This window comes from Mycobacterium sp. (assembly GCF_965229265.1).
In the GTDB taxonomy this organism is placed as follows: Bacteria; Actinomycetota; Actinomycetes; order Mycobacteriales; family Mycobacteriaceae; genus Mycobacterium.
In genome coordinates, this window is record NZ_CBDDIY010000013.1 from 953,317 (window position 1) to 977,041 (window position 23,725).

The following is a 23,725-nucleotide window of genomic DNA, read 5'->3' on the forward strand; positions in this document are numbered from 1 at the left end:
GACGTGGTTGAATGAGCGCCGAGTACAGGGATGTCATTTTTGGATCTTCGAAGGGGCACACAGATCGAAATGGACGGCGCCATGGCACGGGCCGAGCGGTCCAATGACGACGCTGACCTCCCCGATGGATTGACCCGCCGCGAATACGACATCCTCGCCTTCGAGCGGCAGTGGTGGAAGTACGCCGGCGCCAAGGAAGAGGCCATCAAGGAGCTCTTCTCCATGTCGGCCACTCGCTATTACCAGGTCCTCAATGCCCTTGTCGACCGCCCCGAGGCGCTTGCCGCCGACCCGATGCTGGTCAAGCGGTTACGTCGGCTGCGAGCCAGCCGGCAGAAGGCGCGCGCGGCGCGGCGGCTGGGCTTCGAGGTCCCCTGATTTTTCTCGGTTGGCGGTCCTGCTGATGAGCGCTTACGCGAAGAGCAACCAGCCGCGGTTACAGTGGGCCCGATGAACGACCGCGTCCCAGATTCCTCCGGGCTGCCCCTGCGGGCCATGGTGATGGTGCTGCTGTTCCTCGGTGTCATCTTTCTGCTGGTCGGATTCCAGGCCATGGGCTCGGGCAACGACAGCAGCGACGATTCCTCCACGGCGCAGACCGTCACCACCACGACCACCAAGACGTCGGCAGCCCCGGCGCCCAAGGCCGATGTGCGGGTCTTCAACGTCGGTGGGGACGAGGGTGCCGCCGGGCGTACCGGTGACCGGCTCCGCGAGGCCGGCTGGAACGTCACCGAGACCGGCAACCTCGAGCTGGCAGGCGTTGCGGCGACGACGGTGTACTTCGGCACCACCGAGGGGGAACAGGCCGCCGCCGAGGCCGTGGCCAAGGTGCTCGACGCCCCGGTAGCGCCGAGGATTCCCGAAATCGCCGAGCAGCCACCCGGCGTCATCGTGCTGGTGACGGGATAGGCTTCGGCACATGGTCAAGCCCGTCAGCCACCTGAGAACTGCCGCCGCCGTCCTGTTCGTCGCTCCCGTTGCCCTGCTCACCGCGTGCAGCCCCAACGAGCCGACCGCCACCCAACCCGGCACCACACCGGCGATCTGGACCGGCTCGCCGGCGCCGTCGGAGTCCGGCGAGGAATCACACGGTGCACCCCAGGCCCCCGCCGCCGAGTCGGCGGACACGCTGACCGCGCAGATCAAGGCGCCGGATGGCACCCAGGTCGCCGCGGCGACCTTCGAGTTCCAGGACGGCTTCGCCACGGTCACGGTGCAGACCACAGCGACCGGCAAGCTGACCCCCGGCTTCCACGGCCTGCACATCCACTCGGTGGGCAAATGCGAGGCCAACTCAGTGGCGCCCGCGGGCGGCGCGCCCGGTGACTTCTTGTCCGCCGGCGGCCACCTCCAGGTGGCCGGTCACTCCGGCCATCCCGCCAGCGGCGACCTGACTTCGCTGCAGGTGCGCGAAGACGGAACGGCGCTGCTGGTGACCACCACCGACGCGTTCAGCAAGCAGGATCTGCTGGGTGGCGCCGGTACGGCGATCATGATCCACGCCGACTCCGACAACTTCGCCAACATCCCGCCGGAGCGCTACCAGCAGACCAACGGGGGTGCGCCCGGCCCGGACGAAACCACGATGGCCACCGGTGACGCCGGCAAGCGGGTGGCGTGCGGTGTCATCGGCACCGGCTAGTCCAGCGCCAGGCAAACGCCCAGCCGCCGGTCGCATCGACTTCGCCGGCTCGCCCCGGCCCACCCTCGGTGTCGAGTGGGAGTTCGCCCTCATCGACGCCACCACCCGGGATCTGAGCAACGAGGCCGCCGCAATCATCGCCCACCTCGGCGAAAACCCGCACGTGCACAAGGAATTGCTGCGCAACACCGTCGAGATCGTGACCGGTGTCTGCGACACGGTCGACCAGGCGATGGCCGACCTTCGCTCCACCCTGCGCAGCACCCGAGACATCGTCCACGAGCGTGGGATGGAGTTGTTCTGCGCGGGCACCCATCCGTTCGCGCAATGGTCGGCGCAGAAGCTGACCGACGCCCCCCGCTACGCCGAGCTGATCAAGCGAACCCAGTGGTGGGGCCGGCAGATGCTGATCTGGGGTGTACACGTGCACGTCGGCGTCTCGTCGGCGCACAAGGTGATGCCGATCATCTCCTCGCTGCTCAACCACTACCCGCACCTGCTGGCGCTGTCCGCGTCCTCCCCGTTCTGGGCCGGGGACGACACCGGGTACGCCAGCAACCGGGCGATGATGTTCCAGCAGCTCCCCACCGCGGGGCTGCCGTTCCAGTTCGAGACCTGGCGGCAGTTCGAGCGGTTCGTGCACGACCAGAAGACAACGGGCATCATCGATCACATCAATGAAATCCGCTGGGACATCCGGCCGTCGCCGCATCTCGGGACGGTCGAAGTACGCATCTTCGACGGGGTGTCCAACCTGCGTGAGCTTTCGGCGCTGGTGGCCCTGACGCACTGCCTGATCGTCGACCTGGACCGCAGGCTCGACGCCGGCGAGCAGCTGCCGGTGATGCCGCCGTGGCATGTGCAGGAGAACAAGTGGCGCGCGGCGCGCTACGGCCTGGACGCGATCATCATCCTGGACGCCGACAGCAACGAGCGGTTGGTGACCGAGGACCTCGACGACCTGCTGACCCGGTTGCAGCCGGTGGCCGAATCCCTGCACTGCGCCGACGAACTGGCCGCGGTGGCCGACATTCCGCGGCGCGGCGCGTCTTATCAGCGCCAGCACCAAGTGGCGCAGGACACCGGCGGCGACCTGTGTGCGGTGGTCGACTCGCTGGTCGGGGAGTTGGACATCTAGCCCGAGGATTGGAGGCGTCACGACGACGCGGGCGGACGTGCCCGAGGAGCGGTGGCGCCACGGAGGGAGGCAACCCATGAGGATTCGTCGACTGGGACTGGCCGCGCTGGCGGCCGTGGTGGTGGTGGCCGGCGGCGGCTGCGCCAAGGCGATCCCCGGCACGCCGGTGGCGACCCCCGGCGAGGCGGGCAAGGGCATGGTGCCCGCCGACCTGCTCACCACGACCTGCCGCGAATACCTCACGATGGACACCGCCACCCGCCGTGAGGTGATCAAAGCCATCGGCGATGCCGGCAACAAGGTCGTGGCCAGCAATCCCCAACTGTGGGCCGGCGTGGCCGGCGCGTTGTGCAGCTTCGTCTCCCCGAGCGCACCGGTACGCGACGTGGTGATCGGACAGGGCATCCGCTAGATGTCTGCCCAGCCGATGTTCCCGCTGCAATCGGCGCTGCTGCCCGGTGAGCTGCTCCCGCTGCGGATCTTCGAACCGCGCTACTCCGAGCTGGTGGCGGACTGCCTGGCGATGACCGATCCCTCGTTCGGGGTGGTGCTGATCACCCGGGGCCGAGAGGTCGGCGGCGGGGACGTCCGAGGCGACGTCGGCGCGCTGGCCCGCATCGTCGAGTGCGTCGACGGAGGCGAGGGGCAGTATCAGCTGAAAGCCCTTGTCGGAGAACGTATCAGGGTGCAGGAATGGCTGCCCGACGACCCGTACCCCCGGGCCGCGATACAGCCCTGGCCCGACGAGCCCGGCCCGCCGGTGACCGACGAACAGATCGGCGACGTCATCGACCGGATCCTGGCGCTGCTGGGCCGCATCGTCAGCTCGCGGGGGGCGCAGCTGCGCCCGGATGCCCTCGCGGTCGAGCCCGAGGTCGCCGACGACCCGGCGCGGCACATCTACGCGCTGGCCTCGCGGATCCCGATGGGACAGGCCGACCGCTACGCGATGCTGGCCGCACCCACCTTGGCCGAGCGGGTCGACGTGCTCACCGACGCCATCGAAACCGTCACGGCCCTGGTCGAATTCCAGATCGCGTCCGAGGAATAGCGGCCTTCCCGCGCTCGCATCGATTCTGCGGTGAGAGCGTGACTCGTTGGCGTGTCGTGGCGCTGGCCGCAGACTCGATGCCGTCACCGCAGACTCGGCCGGTCAGCTCAGAGTTTCCTGGCGTCCAGCAGAACGGTGTCGGGCACGGCGTCCTCGAGATCGTCCGGGGCGGGCCGGCGATAATGCTCCATCAGGTCGACGGCGGCGATGGCGCTGACCTCCCACCCGCGGCCGGTCAACCATTGCGTGACATCCGTGCGGGCCTCGAGGTACCACAATCGGCTGACATCGGGGATCTGGTGCCCGCCGACCTCGGCGGCGGCCGCGCGGGCCTCGTCCATGCGCTCACGGCGGCGCGCCAGCAGCTCGGGGGAATAGAACTCCGGGCCGAACGCCTCCACGGAAAGTCGGCTGCCGGCGGCACTGAGTTCGTCGATGCGCTCGAATAGCAGGTCCTGAGCGGCGGCCGACAAGTAGGGCAGCAGGCCTTCCGCCGACCAGGCCGTGGGCACCGACGGGTCAAAACCTTTCTCGCACAACGCGGTTGGCCAGTCGCGCCGCAGGTCCGCGGCGACGGCGGCATAGCCCGCGGCAGGCCGGGCATGGTGGCCGGCGAGCACCCGCTCCTTGAAGTCGAGCACCTTCGGCTGGTCGATCTCGTAGACGGTGGTGCCCTGGATCCATGGCAGTCGCCAGGCCCGGGTATCGAGCCCTGCGGCGAGAATGACGACCTGGTCGAGGCCGTTGGCGCCGGCTGTGGTGAAGAACTCGTCGAAGAATCTCGTTCGGGACGCGATGTAGGCGGCCATCGCCTGCGCACGGCGAGGATGGTCGTCCATGAACGGTGACCGCCAGCCCGCCTCGGTGGCGGCCTCGACGAAGAAACGGGCATACGGGTCGGTGTAGAGCGGGCACTCCGCATCGGTCTCGGCGGCCCGCGCGCGGGCCACGCTCAGCGCGGTCGCGCCGACGCCCTCGGTGATGTCCCAGCTGTCATCGTCGGTTCGGCTCACGGATTCCGGTCCACTCTGATGTCGTCGCGCATCTCGTCGACGGTCAAGTCGTCGCTGATCCGCTGTTCACGGTAGGCCAGCTGCCCGACGCGGTGAGCGATCACCGGTGCGGTGATCAGGGTGAACATCGCGGTCAGCACGAGCATGCCCACGTCGACGTTGCCGCGCAGCCGGATGGCGGCACCGCCGAGGACCAGCAGCAGTCCCAGCACCTGGGGTTTGGTGGCGGCGTGCATCCGGGTCAGGGTGTCGGGAAACCGCAGCACGCCGATCGCGGCGGTCAGGGCCAGTGCCGAACCGCCCAGCACCAGGCTCGCGGCCAGCACGTCGAGGACGCTCACATCTGGTCCTTCCTGGCACGGTCGGGCACCCGGAAACGGGCCACGCTGACCGAGCCGACGAAGCTGATCAGGGACAGCGCCGCCAGGCTGTAGGTCACGGTGGTGTCCAGGCTGTAGGCGGCCCAGGTGCCGATGCCGCACATGGTCACCGCCACGAGGGTGTCGACGGCGACCAGCCGGTCCAGGGTGCTGGGCCCGGTCAGCAGCCGGATCATCGTCACCGCGGCCGCCGCGACCAACATCACCCCCGCCACTACCCACACCACAGTCATCGCTGGGGCACCTCCTCGGATTCGGTTGCCGCCGGCCGCCATTCGGCGTCGCGCTCGAAGGCGGCGATCAGCAGCCGTTCCAGCTGAGCTACCTGACGATAGAACCGGTCCACCGAACGTCGCGAGCCGACATCAAGCACGTGGACGTAGACCTGCCGGCGGGTCTGGTCGATCTCCAACACGATCGTGCCGGGGGTGAGGTTCATGATGTTGACCGCCAGGGCCAGCACCAGGTCGGACTTCAACGCCAACCGGGCCCGCAGCACCGCCGACAGTGGCGGCTTGCCCGGCCGGATCGCCAGCCACGCCACCTGAGCCGAGGACTCGGCCAGCCACCACCCCACGTTCAGCGCCAGCCACAGCAGCGAGAGTGGATGCAACCTGCCCTGCACCGGCACCGCCGGCAGCGGAAGCAGCACCGTGACCAGCAACGCCACCGCGAGCCCGGAGATCACGTTGGCCACCGACACGTTGCCCCACAGCAGCAACCACACCAGCGTCAGCCACACCAACGTCCAGATCCGAAGCGCCCACGTCCTCATCACGGACTCCCCAGCACAGCCGTGATGTAGCGGCCGCGGTCCATGATCTCCTGGGCCGCACGGTCGGTGTAGCCGAAGATCGGCCCCGCCGCCACCGTCAACGCCAGCCCCACCGCGATCAGACCCATCGTCGGAACCACCATGCCGATCGGCATCCGGCCGACATCACCGCGATCGTCGAACGCGACGTCTTGCGCGTAGTCGTCCAGCAAGACCGAGGGCGCCGAGTCGGCCAGCTCGCCCTCGGGTGCGTCGGCCCGTGCGCGCCAGAACGCCTTGGTCCACACCCGGGCCACCACATACAGCGTCAGCAGACTGGTCAGCACCGACCCGCCGACCAACAACCAGGCCAGCACCGAACCCACCGCGGTACCGGCCTCGAGCAGGGCCACCTTGCCGATGAATCCCGAAAAGGGCGGGATCCCGCCGAGATTGAGCGCGGGCACCATGAACACGAAGGCCAGCAGCGGGCTGGCGGCGGCCAGCCCACCCAGGCGGCGCAGCGTCGAGGCGCCGGCCTGGCGTTCGATCAGTCCGACGACCAGGAACAGGGTGGTCTGCACGACGATGTGGTGCGCGACGTAGTAGATCGCCCCCGACATGCCCAGCCGGCTGGACAGCGCGATACCGAACACCATGTAGCCGATGTGGCTGACCAGGGTGAACGACAGCAGCCGCTTGATGTCGTTCTGGGCGATCGCACCCAGGATGCCGACCAGCATCGTCAGCAGCGCGGCGACCAGCAGCACGTTGTCCAGCCCGCCGGCCGGGAACAGCAGCGAATGCGCGCGGATGATGGCATACACACCCACCTTGGTCAGCAGGCCGGCGAACACCGCGGTCACCGGCGCCGGCGCGGTCGGGTAGGAGTCGGGCAGCCACGCCGACAGCGGGAACACCGCCGCCTTGATCCCGAACGCCACCAGCAGCACGGCGAAGATCGCGCTGCGGGTGCCGCCGCTGATGTCCTGCAGCCGCAGCGACAGCTCGGCCATGTTCAGCGTCCCGGTGGTCGCGTACACCAGGGCCAGGCCGATCAGGAAGATCAGCGAGGACACCATCGACACCATCACGTAGGAGATGCCGGCTCGCACCCGTTCCTTACTCGCGCCGATGGTCAGCAGCACGAAGCTCGCCGACAGCAGCACCTCGAACCCGACGTAGAGGTTGAACAGGTCGCCGGCCAGGAACGCCGTGCACACGCCGGCCGACAGCACCAGGTAGGTGGGCAGGAAGATGGACACCGGCTGGTGTTCGTCCCCGTCGCGGATGCCCTGCCCGATGGCGTAGAACACCACCGCGAGCAGCACGATCGCCGACACCACGAGCATCAGCGCCGAGAGCCGGTCGGCCACCAGCGTGATACCCAGCGGACCCAGCCCCTGCCCGGTGGGGCCCCAACCGCCGACGTGCAGCGCCTGGGTTCCGTCGCGGTCGGCCAGGTACAGCAGCACCGCGCACACCGCCACCACCCCGGTCAGCGCCACGACGGTGATCAGCCGCTGCAGCCGCGGGCGGCGCCCGGCCACCAGCGTCGACGCCGCGGCCAGCAGCGGGATCAGCACCGGCAGCGGCATGAGAACACCCGCGAGGGTCATCGCGACCCCTCGTGCCCGGGCAGTGCGTCGAGTTCGTCGGGTTCGTCGGTGTCGCGGGCGGGGATGTGCTGCGGGGCGTCCTCGTCGATCGAGGAGGCCTCCTCGCCGGACAGTTTCGACACCCGGGTGTCCTCGGGGTCGTTGCCGACCTCTTCCTGGGTGGTCAACCGGAACGACCGATAGGTCAGGGCCAGCACGAAGGCGGCGATGCCCATCGCGATGACGATCGCGGTCAGGATCATGCCCTGGGCCAGGGGATCGGCGGTCGTCGTCTCCGATCCGCTGGTGCGGCCCCGGATCGGCGGGTTTCCGGATTCACCGCTGACGGTCAGGATCAGCAGGTTCACCGCGTTGCCGACCAGCAGTAGGCCCAGCAACATCCTGGTCAAGTTGCGCGAAAGCAGCAGGTAGACACCGCAACTGGTGAGCCCGCCGATGATGACGAGTGGTACGAGGTAGGTGGTCATGAGGCCCGCGCCTTCGCGGCCGGCCGGGGCAGGCCGGCGAGTTCTTCGTCGATGCGCGCACCCAGGCTGCGCAGCACGTCCAGGACCAGGCCCAGCACGATCAGATAGACCCCGAGGTCGAAGAACAGGGCGGTGACGAACTTGACCGTGCCGAGCAGCGGCAGGTGCAACGTGATGACCGCCGACGACAGGGCCGGGGCGCCCAGCAGCATGGAGCCCACCGCGGTACCGCCCGACAGTGCCAGCCCGACGCCCAGGATCTTGCCGGCGTCCAGCGGCAACGTCTCGCCGAGCTCGTAGCGGCCGCCGGCCAGGTAGCGCAGCACCAGCGCCAGGCCCGCGGTCAGCCCGCCGGCGAAGCCGCCGCCGGGGGTGTTGTGCCCGGTGAAGAAGAAGTACACCGACAGCACCATGATCAGCGGGAAGATCATCCGGGTCGCGACCTCCAGCACCAGCGAGCGGTAGCGGGGATCGCGCAGTTCGCTGCCGCGCAGCCAGGTGGTGTCGCCGGCGGCCGGACTGTAGGCCAGGGCGGGCAGCACCCCGATGTCGGGCTGGCCGGCGTCGGAGACGCGCGGGGCCGCACCGAAGCGGCGGTTGCGGAACACCAGCGAGGCGACGCCGGTGGCGGCGACCACCAGGACCGAGATCTCGCCGAGGGTGTCCCAGGCGCGGATGTCGACGAGCAGCACGTTGACGGTGTTGGAGCCGTGCCCGCGGTAATAGGCCGCGTCGGGCAGCAGATCGGCGATCGGCGTTCCGGTGCGGGCGGCCATCGCGAACACCGCCAGGGTGGTCACGGTGGCGCCGACGGCCAGCGACAGCACCGCTCGCGGCAGCCGGTAGCGCTTGGTGTCGGCCTCGTCGGCTTCGGCGGGCAGGGTCCGCAGCACCAGCACGAAGATCACCAGGGTGAGGGTCTCGACCAGGAATTGGGTCAGTGCCAGGTCGGGGGCGCCGTGGAAGGCGAAGATCGCGCCGCAGCCGTACCCGGTGATGCCGACCAGCAGTACCGCGGCCAGCCGGTTGCGCATGACGGTGGCGGCCAGGGCCGCGGCCAGGATGAGCAGGCCCACCACCGGTTGCACCACCGAGTCCCACAACGCGAAGTGCGGTCGGTCCGTGGCTCCCAGAGCCAGCACGACGACGGGGAACAGCACCAGGGTGGACAGGATCACCGACTGGGTGACCGGCAGCGAACCGCGCTGGGTGACGGCGGTCAGCCGGACCGAGACCATGTCGGCGCCGCGGATGACCGCGTCGTAGACCCGGTCGGCGTTGCCCAGCGGTTGCCAGTTGCCCAGGCGGGCCCGGCGCAGGCGCTCGCGGCGGAAGAATGCCGTCGTGCCCACCGCGAGCACCAGCGCCGACAGCAGCAGGGCCAGACCGAATCCGTGCCAGAGTTCCAGCACGTAGTGTCCGTCGTCCGCGCCCGCGGCGGGCAGCGTTTCGGCGTAGTCGTCGAGGGTGGCGTCGAGCCGGCCGGGTGCCAGACCGAACGCCAGCCCGGCCGCGGCCAGGATCGCCGGGGCGACCAGGAACACCGCCGCGGGCCGGTGCAGGTTGGCCACCAGGATGGTCGGGCCGCCAGATCCCTTGCGCGCGAACGCACCCCACAGGAAGCGCAGGCTGTAGATGGTGGTGAAGACCGAGCCGACCACCACGCCGGTGAGCACCACAGGCGCCCACGGGCCCAGCGATTCGCTGTGCGCGATGGTCTCGAAGTCGGCCTCTTTGGCCACGAAGCCGAGGAATGGCGGCAGCGCGGCCATGCTGGCGGTCGCGGCGGCGGCGATGACGAACAGTGCGGGCATGCGGTGTCCGAGCCAGGCCAGCCGGCGGATGTCGCGGGTGCCGGTCGAGTGGTCGATGACGCCGACGACCATGAACAGGGTCGCCTTGAACAGAGCATGGGCACACAGCATGGCCAGTCCGGCCAGCATCATGTCCTGCCCGCCGGCCCCGACCATGACGGTGATGAAGCCCAGCTGGCTGACCGTGCCGAACGCCAGGATCAGCTTGAGGTCGTATTCGCGCACGGCACGCCAACCGGCCAGCAGCATGGTCACCACGCCCAGGGTGATGACGGTGGGCCGCCAGCCCGGTGAGTCGGCGAAGCCGGGGGTCAGCCGGGCGATGAGGTACACCCCAGCCTTGACCATCGCGGCGGCGTGCAGGTAGGCGCTGACCGGGGTCGGGGCGGCCATGGCACCGGGCAGCCAGAAGTGGAACGGCACCAGGGCCGACTTGGACACCGCGCCGATGAGCACCAGCACGATTGCCACCGCGACGGCCGTGCCGTGCGGCGGTGCGGCTACCAGCTCGGAAAGCAGGTAGGTGCCGGCGGAGTGGCCGAGCACGATGATGCCGGCCAGCATGGCCAGCCCGCCGGCGGTGGTGACGAGCAGGGCCTGCATGGCGGCGCGGCGGCTGGTGGCTCGCTCCGCGTAGTGGCCCACCAGCAGGAAGGACAACACCGTGGTCAGTTCCCAGAAGGTGTACAGCAGCAGCATGTTGTCGCTGACGACCAGTCCGAACATGGCACCGGAGAAGCCGACGAGTTCGGCGGCGAAGCTGGGCAGCCGCTTCTCGGTGTGGCTGTCGCGGTGGTGGAAGTACTCCGCGCAGTAGAACAACACCAGCGCGCCGATGCCGAGCACCAACACACTCAGCACGGCGGCCAGGGTGTCGAACCGCAGCGTGATGTTCATCGACAGTTCTGGAACCCAGGCAATGTCGAGTCCGGGGTCAGGGCGACCGGGATGCGGCCAGTTGGCCACGACCCAGATCATCGAGCCGGCCGGCACCAGTGCCAGTGGATAGAAGGCGAGCCGTCCCCATCGGTATACGAGCGCCGGCGCCACGGCGGCGGCGATCGCATGCGCGATCAGGATGACGAGCATGGCACTCCGATCTATAGGACGGTCGGGGTGTCAGCCAAAATTTTCGGCTAGGTCCTGGGGCAAGTCTACGGTGTGGCGGTTGCTGTTCGGTCCAGGGCTTTCGGCTACCGAAAGTCGGAGCTACCCATACGGCGTCGAAAATGCTTGGACAGCATGGCATTTCGATCTTCGATGGCTGACGTTCATTGTTCTGGTCTGCTGGCAACGGCGGGATTGGCCCAGTCAGTGGGCCCGCGGAGGATCGACTCCCGTCCGGTGCCAAAACCTCCGGGGATATTGACCGCTATGTCATTATCTGACTGCGTTTGGCACCCGAGGCGAAACGCTGCGGTGCGGTGTGAAATCGCTCTACCCCTTCGGCGCACGGGGGTGGGGAGTCTGTGGTCGCTGCGTAGTACGGGGGAGTCGAAATGGAGCACGCATCGCCACAGGAGGCGGCACGGCGGTTCGGTACGCGACGGGGCTCGACGTACATCGGTCGAGTCGGCGGGCTGGCCATCGCTCTCGGGGTGGGCGCGGCGATCGGCGCCTTACCTGCGATTGCGTCTGCCGACACGGCCGGCTCCGGCGGGTCGGCCTCCCCTGATTCGTCCGCCCGCTCGGCCGCCGCCGGGCCCAGGGCCCGGTCGGCACAGCCTGGCGAGAAGACTCGCCGACCCACGTCCCGCCCGTCTGCGGGCAAGGTGGGAGTGCCCGCCGCGGCCGACCTGGCTTCCGATTCGCCAGCCGTGTCGATCCGCGCCGAAGTTACGGCCGCACGGTCCGCGGCCACCGGGCGGCCTCGACGAGGCGCTGCCGAGGACACCGGTGCCCAGACGGTTGCCTGGACGGCGGCGGCCGCAATCCGCCGAGAGATCGGTACACCCGCCCTGCGCGGCCCCAGCCAAAGCGCAGTCACACCGATGGCTGTTTCCGTCGGCGGATGGCAGCCCGGCTCGGTGATCAGCATCTTCATCGGCGACGGGACGGCCACTCACCCGAACGCCGGCCTGCTGTTCGGCAACGGATACAGCTATACCTCGGCGAGTTGCACCGGCGGCACCGCCTGTAATGGCGGCAACGGTGGTCTCTTCGGCAGCGGTGGCGATGGCTACAACGGCGGCAACGGCGGCTCTGCCGGTTGGTTCGGCAATGGCGGCAACGGTGGGGCGGGTCTGACCGGCGGCAACGGCGGAAATGGTGGCAACGGCGGACTGTTCTCCGGTGACGGCGGCAACGGTGGCGCCGGCGGTGCGGCGACTGCCACCGCCGGGGCTAGCGGCGGAAATGGCGGCAACGGCGGCCAGACCGGCCTGCTGTCGGTCTACGGCAATGGCGGTGACGGCGGTGCTGGCGGAGCCGGTGCGACCGGGGGTGTCGGTCTCAGCGGAGCCAACGCCGGCGATGCCGGCGGGACCGGCCAAACAGGCGGCCTAGGCGGTGCCGGGGGCGCTGGCGGGAACGGCAGCTGGGTGGTCGGCCGTGGTGGAAACGGCGGCGCCGGGGGTGGCGGCGGCGTCGGTGGTACCGGCGGGGCGGGTGCTACGGGGGCGGCCGGTGTCGTCGGCACAGCAGACGGCAGCGGTGGCTCCGGCGGTAACGGCGGATCTGGCGGTGGTGGCGGCCTGGGTGGCGCCGGTGGCGGTGCCGGTAGCGGTCGAGTCCTCCTGGTATTCAGCCAGGCCGGAGCCAGTGGGTCCATCGGGAGCGCCGGTGGGACCGGAAACGGTGGAGCAGGCGGCACCGGAGGCGTCGGCGCCGCGGGCGACGCCGCGAACCCGACCGGAGGGGCCGGCGGAAGCGGTGGCACCGGTGGCGCGACCACCAGTGGGACGGCTGGCTCTGGTGGTGCCGGCGGAGCCGGTGGTGCGGGCTGGAACAGCACTTCTGGCTCGTTGATGGGCGGCAACGGTGGGATCGGGGGAACTGGCGGCACGGGCGGCACGGCAACCGCCGGATCCGCCGGTAGTGGTGGTGCCGGCGGGCTCGGCGGCAGCGGCGGCACCGGCGCGACCGGCAAAGCTGCGGGCACCGGCGGTACTGGAGGTGGCACGGGCGGAGACGGCGGTGTCGGCGGTGACGGCGGTGTCGCGGCGGGGGGCACCAACGGTGTGGGTGGCGTCGGCGGCGGCGCCGGCACCGGTGGCACCGGTGGCACCGGCGCCAATGGGGACTCAGCCACGCCCGATGGCGCCGACGGCGGCACCGGCGGCGATCCGGGTGCCCCGGGTTCGGGTGGGCTGGCCGGTGACGGCGTCACGCGGGCGGCCACCGGTGCGTCGGCTACGACCGGTGGCGACGGCGGTGCCGGCGGAAACGGCTGGAACTCCACCGTGGTGGGTGGAACTGGTGGTGCGGGCGGTCAGGGTGGCGCCGGCGGAGCCGTCGGCACCGGCGGGGCGGGCGGCACCGGCGGGGCGGGCGGCACGGGTAACTCGGCGGTCAGCGGCGGCACGGGCGGGGCGGGCGGCAGCGGCGGCACGGGTGGTTCGCAGGCCGGTGCCGGTGGCGCCGGCGGCGTAGGTGGCGCTGGTGGAGTGGGTGGCGGCGGCGTCGCGGGCGCGTCACCGGAATCCGGAGACGGAGGTAACGGCACGCCCGGGTACGCGGGTGGCGTGGGTGGAGTCGGCGGTGCCGGTGGCGCTGCACTGGCGGTGACCGGCATCGGTGGCGCCGGCGGTGCCGGTGGTCGTGGCGGTGCCGGTGGAGCCGGCGGCGCAGGCGGATACGGCGCTCAGGGGGCAACCCGCGCGGCGGGCAACGGTGGCAATGGTGCCGATGGTGGCGCCGGTGGCGCCGGTGGCAACGGTGGCGTGGGTGGTGCGGGCGGTGCGTCCGGAGGCCCCGGGGCGGCTGGCGCAGGCGGCATCGGTGGCGCCGCCGGGGTTGGCGGCGTCGGCGGGGGCGGCGGACAGGGAACCGTGAACTACATCGACGGCGGAAACGGCGGCAACGGCGGTGATCCGGGCACCACGGGCAGCGGGGGCATATCCGGCGACGGAACGCAACGCGCGCCCAGTGGCGCCATCCCCACTACCGGCGGCGACGGCGGCGCCGGCGGTGACGGCGCGACGAATGCGTACCCCGGCGGCGCCGGCGGCAACGGCGGTGCCGCGGGCGCGGTGGGTGACGGGGGAGCTGGCGGTCAGGGCGGTGTCGGCGGTGTCGGCGCGCTGCTCGACCCTGGCGGCAATGGCGGCGCCGGCGGTGCGGGCGGCAGCGGCGGGACGTTGAGCGGTAGCGGTGGAGCTGGCGGAAACGGTGGCTCGGGCGGTGCAGGTGCCACCGGAGCTGCCGGCTTCGGCTCGGCGACAGCGGCCATCGCGGGGCTCAGCGGCCCGTCGAACGTGGCCGTTAGCCCGAACGGCACCGCCTACGTCGTGAGTAACCCGGCGAACACGGTGACGGTGGTCAACTCGGACAACACAATCGTCAAGGTCATCTCGATCCCGGACTCCGGCGTCCCCACTTCTGTCGCGGTCAGTCCAAACGGCGGATATGTCTATGTCGCTTGTGGTTACGCGAGTCAAACCGACGGGTTCGTGGCGGTCATCAACACAGCGAGCAATGAGATCGTCGACACGGTCGATGTCGGTTACGGTCCGTCCGGGGTTGCCGTAACACCGGACAGTCGATACGTCTACGTCGCCAACACCGGCAGCAGCTCGGTGTCGGTCATCAGCACCACCGACAACACGGTCGACACGACCATCACGGGCTTGCAGTTTCCGACCAGTGTGGCGATCTCTCCGGACGGTGCATGGGCCTACGTCACCAACAGCGGCGGCTCAACGGTCTCGGTGATCAACACCGCGACCTACGACTTCGCCGAGCCGATCAAGGGTCTCAGCTCGCCGTCCGGCATCGCGTTGAGCATCGACGGCGCAACGGCCTACATCGCCGAGCCAGGTAATAACGCGGTGGTCGTTGTCGACACGGGCAGCGGGCAGGTTCTCACCACGCTCTCGGTCCAGACGGGCGCGAACTCCCCGGCGACGACCCCGGATGGGTTGTGGGTCTTCGTCACCAGCGACTCCGACTCCGGTGTGGTGTCGGTGATTGCCACCACCTCCAACACGGTCGTCAACGTCATCGGGGGCTTCCAGTCGCCGTCGGGAGTCGCGGTCAGCGCCTCCGACGTCGTCTATGTGACAAACTCCTCGGGCTCCACGGTGTCGTTGATCAGCGCCGACGGAGGTGGCGGCACTGCCGGCGGGAACGGCGGCGCCGGCGGCTCCGGGGGTAATGCCCTGGCCGCCAACGGGATTGGCGGCAGTGGCGGTGTCGGCGGCGCCGGCGGTGCCGGTGGTGCCGGGGGCAAGGGAAGCGACGGCGCGGCCGCGATCTCCGCTGGTGGTTCCGGTTGGGCCGGCGGGAACGGCGGCGCAGGGGCCGCGGGCGGCCAAGGCGGTGACGGTGGGGCGGCCGGCCTTGCCCTCGGTGGCGGTGTCGCCGGTCTGGCCGGCAACGGTGGCAACGGCGGTGCCGCGGGTGATGGCGGCAAACCCGGGTCCGGCGGCGCGGGTGCCGCGGGTAACGCCACAACACCCGACGGTGGCGCGGGCGGTGCCGGCGGAAGCCCGGGTGCTCCCAGCACGAGCGGTGGCCAGGGTGGATCGGCCGGTACCGGCGGCGGCGGCAACCCGGGCACGCCCGGTAGCGCCGGTTCGGCTGTGACCGGGACGGTGGGCAACGGCGGTGCCGGCGGCGACGGCTGGACGCCAGCCCCCGGAGCCGGGCTCGACGGCGGTACCGGCGGCGCGGGCGGTGATGGCGGCGCCATCGGTAACGGGGGCGACGGGGGTGCCGGTGGCACCGGTGCTATCGGTACCGACGGGGTGAACGGCGGATCCGGCGGCGACGGTGGTGCCGGTGGCGACGCCGGATCCCAGAGCGGCAACGGCGGCAACGGCGGAGCGGGTGGCGCCGGCGGCAACGGTGGAACCGGTATCAACAGCAGCTATACGACGACCGCAGATATCCCCGGCCAGAACAACCCGCGTGGCATCGCGGTGACCCCCGACGGGCTCTATACCTATGTCACCAACACCGGCGGCGGCTCGGTGTCGGTGATCAATACCAGCACCAACCAGGTCGTCCGCGTCATCACCGGCTTCGTCGCTCCCATGGCCGTCGTCATCAGCCCGGACGGCGCGCACGCGTACGTCGTCAACTCGCAAACCGACACGGTGGCGGTGATCGATACCACGACCTACGAAACCTCCACCATCCAAGCGAGTTTCGCCGGGGCCGGCGGCTTGGCAGTCAGCCCGGACAGTTCGCTGCTGTATGTGACCAACTACAGTGCCAGCCAACCCGTTTCGGTCATATCCACCGCGAGCCAGACTTTGGTGGGGACTCTTCCGGTCACTTACGGTTTGAGTATCGCCCTGAGCGGTGACGGCAGCACCGCCTACGTCGTCGGGGGTGGTGCCGCCACGCTGTATGTGGTCGACACCGCCACCGCTGCCATCGTGGCCACCGTTTCGCAGGTCAACGACGGGCTGGATGTCGCCGTGACCCCGGACGGCTCCCAGGTGTACGTCACCGGCCCCGGTAACGGCACGGTGTGGGCGGTCGACACCGCCAGCAATACCGTGACGGCGTCCATTACCGGTTTCCAAGAGGCAACAGCGGTGGCGACCAGTTCCGATGGTGTGCACGCCTATGTGACCGATCAGTTGACCGGCCTGGTCTGGGTGATCGACACCGCGACCAATCTGGTGACCGACCGCCTACCGGGATTCCAGTACCCCGCCCCCATTGCCGTGGCCCCCAACAGCACTGCGATCTATGTGGGCAATCTGGGGAACAATTCGGTGGCCGTGATTGGCGCCAACAGCAGCAATGGCGCTACCGGCGGCAATGGTGGCAGCGGCGGTGCCGGCGGCAACAGCGGTGGGGTGTCCGGCAACGCCGGGTCAGGCGGGTCCGCCGGAGTGGGCGGGAACGGCGGTGCCGGGGGCAATGGAACACCCGGGGCCAACGCGACGACGACCGGTGCTGCCGGCGGCAACGGCGGCAATGGGTTCAACGGCGGGGGTGGCGGCCAGGGGGGCGGTGGCGGTGACGCCGGCCAACTGCTCGGCACGGGCAACGCGGGCACCAACGGCAACGGTGCCGATGGCGGCGACGGTGGTGCCGCGGGCAACGGCGGCGACGGTGGCAACGGAGACGGTGGTGGGTCCGGCGGCAGCGGTGGACAGCCCGGGACACCCGGCGGCGGCGGGCTCGGCGGCGCGGCCGGGTCCGGAGGAACGGGAGGCAGTGCCGGTGCCGACGGGCAGACCGGAGCTCCCGGAAGCCCGGGCCAGCCGGGTGTGCCCTGACATTGGACAATGAGGCCCATGCCCGAACAACAGGTCGTCACCGCAAGCCGACAGATCGCCGCACCGGCGGCGAAGATCTTCGATTTGATCGCCGACCCGGCGCGGCAGCCGGAGTGGGACGGCAACGACAACCTCGCCGAGGCCGCGGTGGGTCAGCGGGTCCGCGCCGTGGGCGACGTCTTCACCATGACGCTGACCCAGGGCCCGAACCGGGAGAATCACGTGGTCGAGTTCGATGAGGGCCGATTGATCGCGTGGCGTCCGTCGGAGGTGGGCTCGCCGCCGCCCGGTCATCTCTGGCGCTGGCAGCTCGAGCCAGTCGACGATCACCACACGCTGGTCACCCACACCTATGACTGGACCCAGCTGGCCGATCCCAACCGGATGGTGCGGGCGCGGGCCACCACTGCGGACAAGCTGCTGGGCTCCATCAACCGGCTGGCCGCGATCGCCGAGCAGCCCTAGCGCCCGGCCGCGAAGTCCTGAAGTGATTGCACCTGAACCGGATCCAGCGAGGGACGCACTGTCTGGCGGGCGGTGGCCACGTCGGCGGCGGTGACGTCGGCGGCGTCGATCGAGCGGCGCATCGCGGTCAGCGCCGCCTCCCGTAGCAACGCCACGCAATCGGCGGCGCTGTAGCCGTCCAGGTCGGCGGCCAGCGCATCCAAGTCCACATCAGGGCTCAACGGCACCGATTTGCCTGCGGTACGCAGGATCTCCCGGCGGGCCTCGGCATCCGGCGGCGCCACGAACACCAGTTTCTCCAGCCGGCCCGGGCGCAGCAGGGCGGGGTCGATCAGATCGGGGCGGTTGGTGGCGCCGAGCACCACGACGTCGCGCAGCGGCTCGATGCCGTCCAGTTCGGTCAGCAGCGCGGCCACCACGCGGTCGGTGACCCCGGAGTCGAAACTCTGCCCGCGCCGGGGAGCTAAGGCGTCGATCTCGTCGAGGAACACCAGCGACGGTGCGGAATCCCTTGCCCGGCGAAATAATTCGCGCACAGCCTTCTCCGAGGATCCCACCCACTTGTCCATCAGTTCGGCGCCCTTGACGGCGTGCACGCTCAACCGGCCTGAGCTGGCCAGCGCCCGCACCACGAAGGTCTTGCCGCAGCCCGGCGGCCCGTAGAGCAGCACTCCCTTGGGCGGGTCGACGCCGAGCCGGGCGAAGGTGTCTGGATGCTGCAGCGGCCACAGCACGGCCTCGGTGAGCGCCTGCTTGGTCTCGACCATGTCGCCGACGTCGTCGAGGGTGATCGAGCCGACCGACACCTCTTCGGTAGCTGAGCGTGACAGCGGGCGGATGACGCTGAGCGCGCCGGTGATGTCCTCCTGGATCAGCGCCGGCGGCTTGCCGTCCGAACTGGCCCGGGCAGCGGCCCGCAGCGCCGCCTCGCGAACCAGCGCGGCCAGGTCGGCGCGGACGAAACCCGGTGTGCGGTCGGCGATTGCATCCAAGCTGAGGTCCTCGGCAGGAACGTCGCGCAGCAGCACTTCCAGCAGCGCCTTGCGGGTGGCGCCGTCGGGCAGGCTCAGGCCCAGCTCCCGGTCACACAGGTCGGGCGCCCGCAACCGGGGGTCCAGGGCGTCCGGCTGCTGCGAGGTGACCACCAGCGCCACCCCGGGCGTGGCCACCGACTTGCGCAGCTCACCCAGGATCATGGCCGCAACGGGTTCGGCCGGCGTCGGCAACAGCGCGTCGATGTCGGTGACCAGCAGCACGCCACCGCCGTTACCGACTGTGGCCACCGCGTCGGCCACGGCCCGCTGCCGATCCTGGGCCGCCAGCGCCCCGGTGTCTGGGCCGTCGAGTTCCACCAGCCGTCGACCGGCGCACACCGCACGCACCAGGGTGGCCTTGCCGACCCCGGCCGGACCGGTGACCAACACCCCCAGGTTCGGTTTGGCGCCAAGCTTTTCCAGCAGCTGCGGCTCATCAAGGGCGAGCTTGAGCCACTCGGCGAGCCGGCCGGCCTGCACGTGCTGGCCCTTGAGATCATCAACGCTGACCGGCGGCGCCTCCGGCCACACCATGGGCGGGCTGACCGCCGCGGTATGCCCGCCCGCACTGGTCCCGGCCCGCACACCGTCACCCCAGGTGACCGACGAATTCGGTTGCACACTCACCGGCCCCGCCGGATCGGTGCCCGTCACCGTCAGCAGCTCCGAGGTCCAGGTGATGCCCACCGACGAGGCCAGTGCCGCACTGGCCTGCGCGGTTGACGTGCCGGGTCCGAGGTCGCGCGGCAGCAGCGACACGGCATCGCCGACGGTCATCACCTTGCCCAACAGCGCCTCGCGCAGGGTGGCCGACGACACCGACTGGGTGGCCAAAGTCGAGCCGCGCAGGGTCACCGACCGCGCCCCGTACACCGTCACCGGTGCCACCAGCACCGTGGTGTCCTCGCGCAGGCCCGCATTCGACAGCGTCACGTCGTCGAGCAACGCCGTGCCGGCCGGGGTGTCGGCGGGGGCGACCGCGGCGACCGCTGCGGTGGTGCGAGAGCCGGTGAGCGAGACCGCATCCCATTCCCGGATGCCGAGTGCGGCGATGGCCTCCGGATGCAGCCGCACCACCCCGCGGCGGGAATCCAGGGCCGAGGTGTTCAGCCGCGCGGTCAGCGCCAGGCTCGTCGGCACGGCTCAGCCGCCCGGTTTGCGCAGCCGAAGCCTGGCCGACCGGCGGTTCGGCATGCCGCGGCGGTTCGCGCGTCGCGCTGCGCGCCGCTGTTTGGGTGCGTCGTTCCATGCCTCTGGCCGGGCAGCGACCCAGCGCTGGCTGCGGATGGTGAACGGGATGATGCACACGTAGCCCACGATGATCACCAGGACCAGGATGTAGGGGAACAGCAGCAACGCCGCCGCCGCGGCGGCGATCATGATCAGCAGGATCGGAGCGGCGTTGGGTGGCATCGATACCGACTTGAGCGCCAGCGTCGGCACCCGGCTGATCAGGAGGGCGGCGTTCGCGGCGAACCAGAAGCAGACGAACCACGGCGAGGTCCACCAGCCGGGACCGAACTGCAGCATTGCTGCGAGCGGGCCGATCACGCCGACCGCGCCACACGGCGCCGGCATACCCGTGAAGTACTGCCGCGTATAGGCCGGCCGGGTGTCATCGTCGAGCAGGGCGTTGAACCGGGCCAGCCGCAACACGATGCACACGGCGTAGAGCAGTGCGAAGATCCAGCCGACCGGCGAGGTCGGCAGCAATGTCACGTAAACCACCAGCGCGGGTGCGACACCGAAGTTCACCGCGTCGGCAAGCGAGTCGATCTCGGCGCCCATCCGGGACTGTGCGTCCAGGGCGCGCGCGATGCCGCCGTCGATACCGTCGAGCACTGCCGCCGCCCCGATCAATGCGAGGGCGATGTGCGGGCGCCCGTCGAGGGCGAACTTAATCGAGGTCAGCCCCGCACAGATGGCCAACACCGTCGTCGCACTGGGCAAGATGCGCATGGCGGCGGGACGCCCGGGCTTGATCACGGCAACTGGGCCAATACGGTTTCGCCGGCGAGCGCCCGCTGACCCGGTTCGACCAGGATCTGCGAGCCCGCCGGAAGATAGGTGTCCAGCCTCGACCCGAACCGGATCAACCCGTAGGTGTCCCCGATGGCGACCGTGTCTCCGGCGTGCACGTCGCAGACGATGCGGCGGGCAATCAGGCCGGCGATCTGTACGACCACCACGTCCCGTCCTTCCGGCGTGCGGATCAGCATGCTGTTGCGTTCATTGTCCGCACTGGCGGCAGCGAGATCGGCGGAATGGAAGCTGCCGGGACGGTACTGCACCGCCAGCACCTCGCCCCCGACCGGCACCCGCTGCACGTGGGCGTCCAGCAGCGACAGGAAGATGCTCACCCGCGGGACCGGGCCGGTGTCCAGGCCCAGTTCGCGCGGCGGCTCGGCCTCCTCGATCAGGCAGATCAGCCCGTCGGCCGGGGCCACGACCACGCCCGGGCGGGTCGGTGGCCGCCGCGGCGGATGCCGGAAGAAGCCCGCGTTCGCGGCGGCGGCGGCCAACCCGGCCCGCCGCACCCAGCGGTTCTTGCGGCCGACTGCGGCGACCGCCAGGCCCGCCGAGATGAACGGCAGACCGGCGGGGTGGACGGGGGGAACCGAGGAACGCACCAGCGCGACCAGCCGCTGGGGGCCGGACTTCATGTCGTCTTCCGCGGTGCGGGGGCGTCTGGCCATCGGCGTGATTCTAGCCGCGGCTGATCTCGGGGGAACCTACGCCAGGTCCCAGAGTTGCACCTGTTGCCCGGCGGCCATCTCGGTGACATCTTCGGCGATCTCCAGCAGGCAGTTCGCCGAGGCCAGCCAGCGCAGGTGATGGGAGGCCGGCGGGCCGTAGGTGGTGACCGTGCCCGTGGCCGCGTCGTACACGCCGCGGCGGAACTGGCGCTTGCCCTGCGGCGAGGTCAGGGCGTCGGCCAGCACGGCGGTGCGCCGCGGTCGATGCGGGTGGGGCAGGCCCATCGCCGCGCGCAGGGCGGGGCGGACGAACACCTCGAAGGACACCAGCGCGCTGACCGGATTGCCCGGCAACGTGACGATCGGGGTGCCCGCCACGGTGCCTGCCCCCTGTGGCATACCCGGCTGCATGGCCACCTTGACGAAGTCGACACCGGAGCCGCCGGGCCGGCGACCTTCGACACCGGAGCCGCCGGGCCGGCGACCTTCGACACCGGAGCCGCCGGGCCGGCGACCTTCGGCACCGGAGCCGCCGAAGGCGTCCTTGACCACCTCGTAGGCGCCGGCGCTGACGCCACCAGAGGTGATGATCAGGTCGGCCTGCCCGGAGTAGCCGGCCAGCACCGCGCTGAACTGCGTGACGTCATCGCTGGACGTCGGCATCGCCACCACGTGTCCGCCGGCCTCGCGCACGGCGGCGGCCAGCATGATGGCGTTGGACTCATAGATCTGGCCGGGCTGCAGTGCGGTGCCGGCTGACACCAGTTCCGAGCCGGTCGACATCACCAGCACGCGCTGGCGTGGCTGGACGGTCAGCGCACTCAGGCCGAGTGCGGCAGCCAGCCCCAGCGCGGCCGGGGTGACCACCTGACCGGCCCGCAACACGGGCGTCCCCGCGGTGACGTCCTCACCGGCGCGGCGGATGTGTTGGCCCGGCTGGGGGGCCGAGCGGATCTCGACGATCTCGGTCCCGCCGTCGGTCGCCTCGACCGGCACCACCGCCGTCGCACCGGCCGGCAGCGGTGCCCCGGTCATGATCCGGTGCGCGGTGCCCGGCGCCAGCGTCAGCTCGTCGGTGCGCCCGGCTGGAATATCCTCGGCCACCGGCAGTTTCACCGGGGTGGCCGCGGTGGCGCCGGCGACGTCCTCGGCGCGCACCGCGTAGCCGTCCATCGCCGAGTTGTCGAACATCGGAAGCGACAACGGTGCTGCCACGTCCGCGGCCAGCGCCAGGCCTTCGGCCTCGGCCAGCCCGACAGTCACCGACGGGCGCTGCGTGATCAGCTCGGCGACGACCCGCTGATGTTCCTCGACGCTGCGCATCAGACGGGGAAGATGACGCCGGTCAGTTCTTCGGACACCGTCCACAGCCGCTGCTGGATGCCCCGATCATGCGACTGGCCGCTGGAGTCCACCAGCTTCGGGTAGCCGCGCAGCTCGCGGAACCCGTCCGGGCCGTAGTACTGGCCGCCGACCACCGTCGGGTCGGTGGCGGCCCGCAATGTCGGCAGTGCGCCCAGCTCGGCGCTGTTGAGCACCAGACCGGCGAGCAGCTTGACGCCGGGCAGTGACGAGCCGGGGACGTGGCGCATCAGCTCGGTGTTCGATACACCCGGATGTGCCGCAACCGCAATGGTTTTCGCGTTGGCGGCGGCCAGCCGGCGCTGCAGCTCGTAGGCGAACATCAGGTTGGCCAGCTTGGACTGTCCGTAGGAGGCGACGCGCTCGTAGCGGCGGCGCTCCCACTGCAGGTCGTCGAAGGCGATCTTGGCGCGGATGTTGTGCGCGATGCTGGCGACTACCACCACCCGCGATCCGGCGACGGGCAGCAGATTGTTCAGCAGCAGGCCGGTAAGCGCGAAATGACCCAGGTGGTTGGTGCCGAACTGCAGCTCGAAGCCGTCGGCGGTGGTCTGCTTGGGCGGGTACATCACCCCGGCGTTGTTGATCAGCAGGTCGATGCGGGGATAGGTGCCGCCCAGCTCGGCAGCGGCCTCCCGCACCGAGGCCAACGAGCCCAGGTCCAGCTTGTGCACCGCGATGTCGGCGGCCGGTACGGCCTTGCCGATCTGCGCTGCGGCCGCCTCCCCTTTGGCGGTGTCACGCACGGCCATCACCACCTTGGCCCCGCGCTGCGCCAGCACCCGTGCGGTGTCGAAGCCCAGGCCGCTGTTCGAACCGGTGACGATCGCGACGCGTCCGCTCTGATCGGGGACGTCTGATTCGGTCCAGTGTGGTGCGCTCATGGCACC

General features: G+C 70.4%; 20 protein-coding genes. 8 read left to right on the forward strand and 12 right to left on the reverse strand.

Going from position 1 to position 23,725, the window contains the following annotated elements; translation table 11 throughout:
* The first annotated feature begins 69 nt into the window (after positions 1 to 69).
* The 6 genes from napA to ADBZ9K_RS26505 all read left to right on the forward strand — a co-directional run bounded on the left by napA (position 70) and on the right by ADBZ9K_RS26505 (position 3,834).
* Positions 70 to 378 carry a nucleoid-associated protein NapA gene (gene napA / locus ADBZ9K_RS26480; RefSeq protein ID WP_099246410.1) on the forward strand — a complete coding sequence of 103 codons (309 nt, stop codon included), beginning with the start codon at positions 70 to 72 and terminating at the stop codon, positions 376 to 378.
* A 72-nt stretch (positions 379 to 450) separates the two neighbouring features.
* Positions 451 to 912, forward strand: a complete 462-nt coding sequence (locus ADBZ9K_RS26485) for a LytR C-terminal domain-containing protein (RefSeq protein WP_526625261.1) — start codon at positions 451 to 453, stop codon at positions 910 to 912.
* Positions 913 to 922: 10 nt separating this feature from the next.
* Positions 923 to 1,645: a superoxide dismutase[Cu-Zn] gene (sodC, locus tag ADBZ9K_RS26490; protein WP_526625262.1), complete on the forward strand. Its 723-nt coding sequence runs from the start codon at positions 923 to 925 to the stop codon at positions 1,643 to 1,645.
* The gene (locus ADBZ9K_RS26495; RefSeq protein WP_526625650.1) at positions 1,626 to 2,783 is read left to right on the forward strand and encodes a glutamate--cysteine ligase; all 1,158 of its coding nucleotides are present in this window, start codon (positions 1,626 to 1,628) and stop codon (positions 2,781 to 2,783) included. Before sodC ends, ADBZ9K_RS26495 begins: the two co-directional genes overlap by 20 nt.
* A 76-nt stretch (positions 2,784 to 2,859) precedes the next feature.
* Positions 2,860 to 3,195 carry a hypothetical protein gene (locus ADBZ9K_RS26500; protein ID WP_526625264.1) on the forward strand — a complete coding sequence of 112 codons (336 nt, stop codon included), beginning with the start codon at positions 2,860 to 2,862 and terminating at the stop codon, positions 3,193 to 3,195.
* Positions 3,196 to 3,834 carry an LON peptidase substrate-binding domain-containing protein gene (locus tag ADBZ9K_RS26505; protein ID WP_526625265.1) on the forward strand — a complete coding sequence of 213 codons (639 nt, stop codon included), beginning with the start codon at positions 3,196 to 3,198 and terminating at the stop codon, positions 3,832 to 3,834.
* A 107-nt stretch (positions 3,835 to 3,941) separates the two neighbouring features.
* On the opposite strand, the gene ADBZ9K_RS26510 is transcribed toward ADBZ9K_RS26505, so the two are convergent.
* From ADBZ9K_RS26510 to ADBZ9K_RS26540, 7 genes are read right to left on the reverse strand one after another with little or no spacing between them, the layout of a single operon-like run.
* Positions 3,942 to 4,847, reverse strand: a complete 906-nt coding sequence (locus tag ADBZ9K_RS26510; protein ID WP_526625266.1) for an SAM-dependent methyltransferase — start codon at positions 4,845 to 4,847, stop codon at positions 3,942 to 3,944.
* Positions 4,844 to 5,188 carry a monovalent cation/H(+) antiporter subunit G gene (gene mnhG / locus ADBZ9K_RS26515; protein WP_526625268.1) on the reverse strand — a complete coding sequence of 115 codons (345 nt, stop codon included), beginning with the start codon at positions 5,186 to 5,188 and terminating at the stop codon, positions 4,844 to 4,846. Before mnhG ends, ADBZ9K_RS26510 begins: the two co-directional genes overlap by 4 nt.
* Entirely contained in the window at positions 5,185 to 5,460 is a 276-nt protein-coding gene (locus tag ADBZ9K_RS26520; RefSeq protein ID WP_526625269.1) for a monovalent cation/H+ antiporter complex subunit F, read from the reverse strand. Before ADBZ9K_RS26520 ends, mnhG begins: the two co-directional genes overlap by 4 nt.
* Complete coding sequence (locus ADBZ9K_RS26525; protein WP_526625270.1) at positions 5,457 to 6,002, reverse strand: Na+/H+ antiporter subunit E; 546 nt, start codon at positions 6,000 to 6,002, stop codon at positions 5,457 to 5,459. The genes ADBZ9K_RS26520 and ADBZ9K_RS26525 overlap by 4 nt, the downstream gene beginning before the upstream one ends.
* Positions 6,002 to 7,600, reverse strand: a complete 1,599-nt coding sequence (locus ADBZ9K_RS26530) for a Na+/H+ antiporter subunit D (RefSeq protein ID WP_526625271.1) — start codon at positions 7,598 to 7,600, stop codon at positions 6,002 to 6,004. The genes ADBZ9K_RS26525 and ADBZ9K_RS26530 overlap by 1 nt, the downstream gene beginning before the upstream one ends.
* Positions 7,597 to 8,067 (reverse strand): Na(+)/H(+) antiporter subunit C, encoded by a 471-nt coding sequence (locus ADBZ9K_RS26535; protein WP_526625272.1) that lies wholly within the window; start codon positions 8,065 to 8,067, stop codon positions 7,597 to 7,599. The genes ADBZ9K_RS26530 and ADBZ9K_RS26535 overlap by 4 nt, the downstream gene beginning before the upstream one ends.
* The gene (locus ADBZ9K_RS26540) at positions 8,064 to 10,970 is read right to left on the reverse strand and encodes a Na+/H+ antiporter subunit A (protein WP_526625273.1); all 2,907 of its coding nucleotides are present in this window, start codon (positions 10,968 to 10,970) and stop codon (positions 8,064 to 8,066) included. Before ADBZ9K_RS26540 ends, ADBZ9K_RS26535 begins: the two co-directional genes overlap by 4 nt.
* Positions 10,971 to 11,872: 902 nt before the next feature.
* Here ADBZ9K_RS26540 and ADBZ9K_RS26545 point away from each other — a divergent pair.
* Positions 11,873 to 17,278, forward strand: coding sequence for a beta-propeller fold lactonase family protein (locus ADBZ9K_RS26545; protein WP_526625274.1), 5,406 nt, complete (start codon positions 11,873 to 11,875; stop codon positions 17,276 to 17,278).
* Between the two features lie 18 nt (positions 17,279 to 17,296).
* A complete protein-coding gene (locus ADBZ9K_RS26550) occupies positions 17,297 to 17,743 on the forward strand; it encodes an SRPBCC family protein (RefSeq protein WP_526625276.1) in 447 nt (148 codons plus the stop codon).
* Here the strand turns inward: ADBZ9K_RS26550 and ADBZ9K_RS26555 are convergent.
* Genes ADBZ9K_RS26555 through ADBZ9K_RS26575 form a run of 5 tightly spaced genes read right to left on the reverse strand, consistent with a single transcriptional unit; the run spans position 17,740 to position 23,719 of the window.
* Complete coding sequence (locus ADBZ9K_RS26555) at positions 17,740 to 19,917, reverse strand: AAA family ATPase (protein ID WP_526625277.1); 2,178 nt, start codon at positions 19,915 to 19,917, stop codon at positions 17,740 to 17,742. The two genes, ADBZ9K_RS26550 and ADBZ9K_RS26555, sit on opposite strands and share 4 nt — an antisense overlap.
* Before the next feature lie 3 nt (positions 19,918 to 19,920).
* Positions 19,921 to 20,736 carry a CDP-alcohol phosphatidyltransferase family protein gene (locus ADBZ9K_RS26560; protein ID WP_526625278.1) on the reverse strand — a complete coding sequence of 272 codons (816 nt, stop codon included), beginning with the start codon at positions 20,734 to 20,736 and terminating at the stop codon, positions 19,921 to 19,923.
* A gap of 23 nt (positions 20,737 to 20,759) precedes the next feature.
* Positions 20,760 to 21,473, reverse strand: coding sequence for a phosphatidylserine decarboxylase (locus ADBZ9K_RS26565; protein ID WP_526625279.1), 714 nt, complete (start codon positions 21,471 to 21,473; stop codon positions 20,760 to 20,762).
* A 36-nt stretch (positions 21,474 to 21,509) separates the two neighbouring features.
* Complete coding sequence (gene moeA, locus ADBZ9K_RS26570) at positions 21,510 to 22,796, reverse strand: molybdopterin molybdotransferase MoeA (RefSeq protein ID WP_526625280.1); 1,287 nt, start codon at positions 22,794 to 22,796, stop codon at positions 21,510 to 21,512.
* A complete protein-coding gene (locus tag ADBZ9K_RS26575) occupies positions 22,796 to 23,719 on the reverse strand; it encodes an SDR family oxidoreductase (RefSeq protein ID WP_526625281.1) in 924 nt (307 codons plus the stop codon). Before ADBZ9K_RS26575 ends, moeA begins: the two co-directional genes overlap by 1 nt.
* Positions 23,720 to 23,725 lie beyond the last annotated feature (6 nt).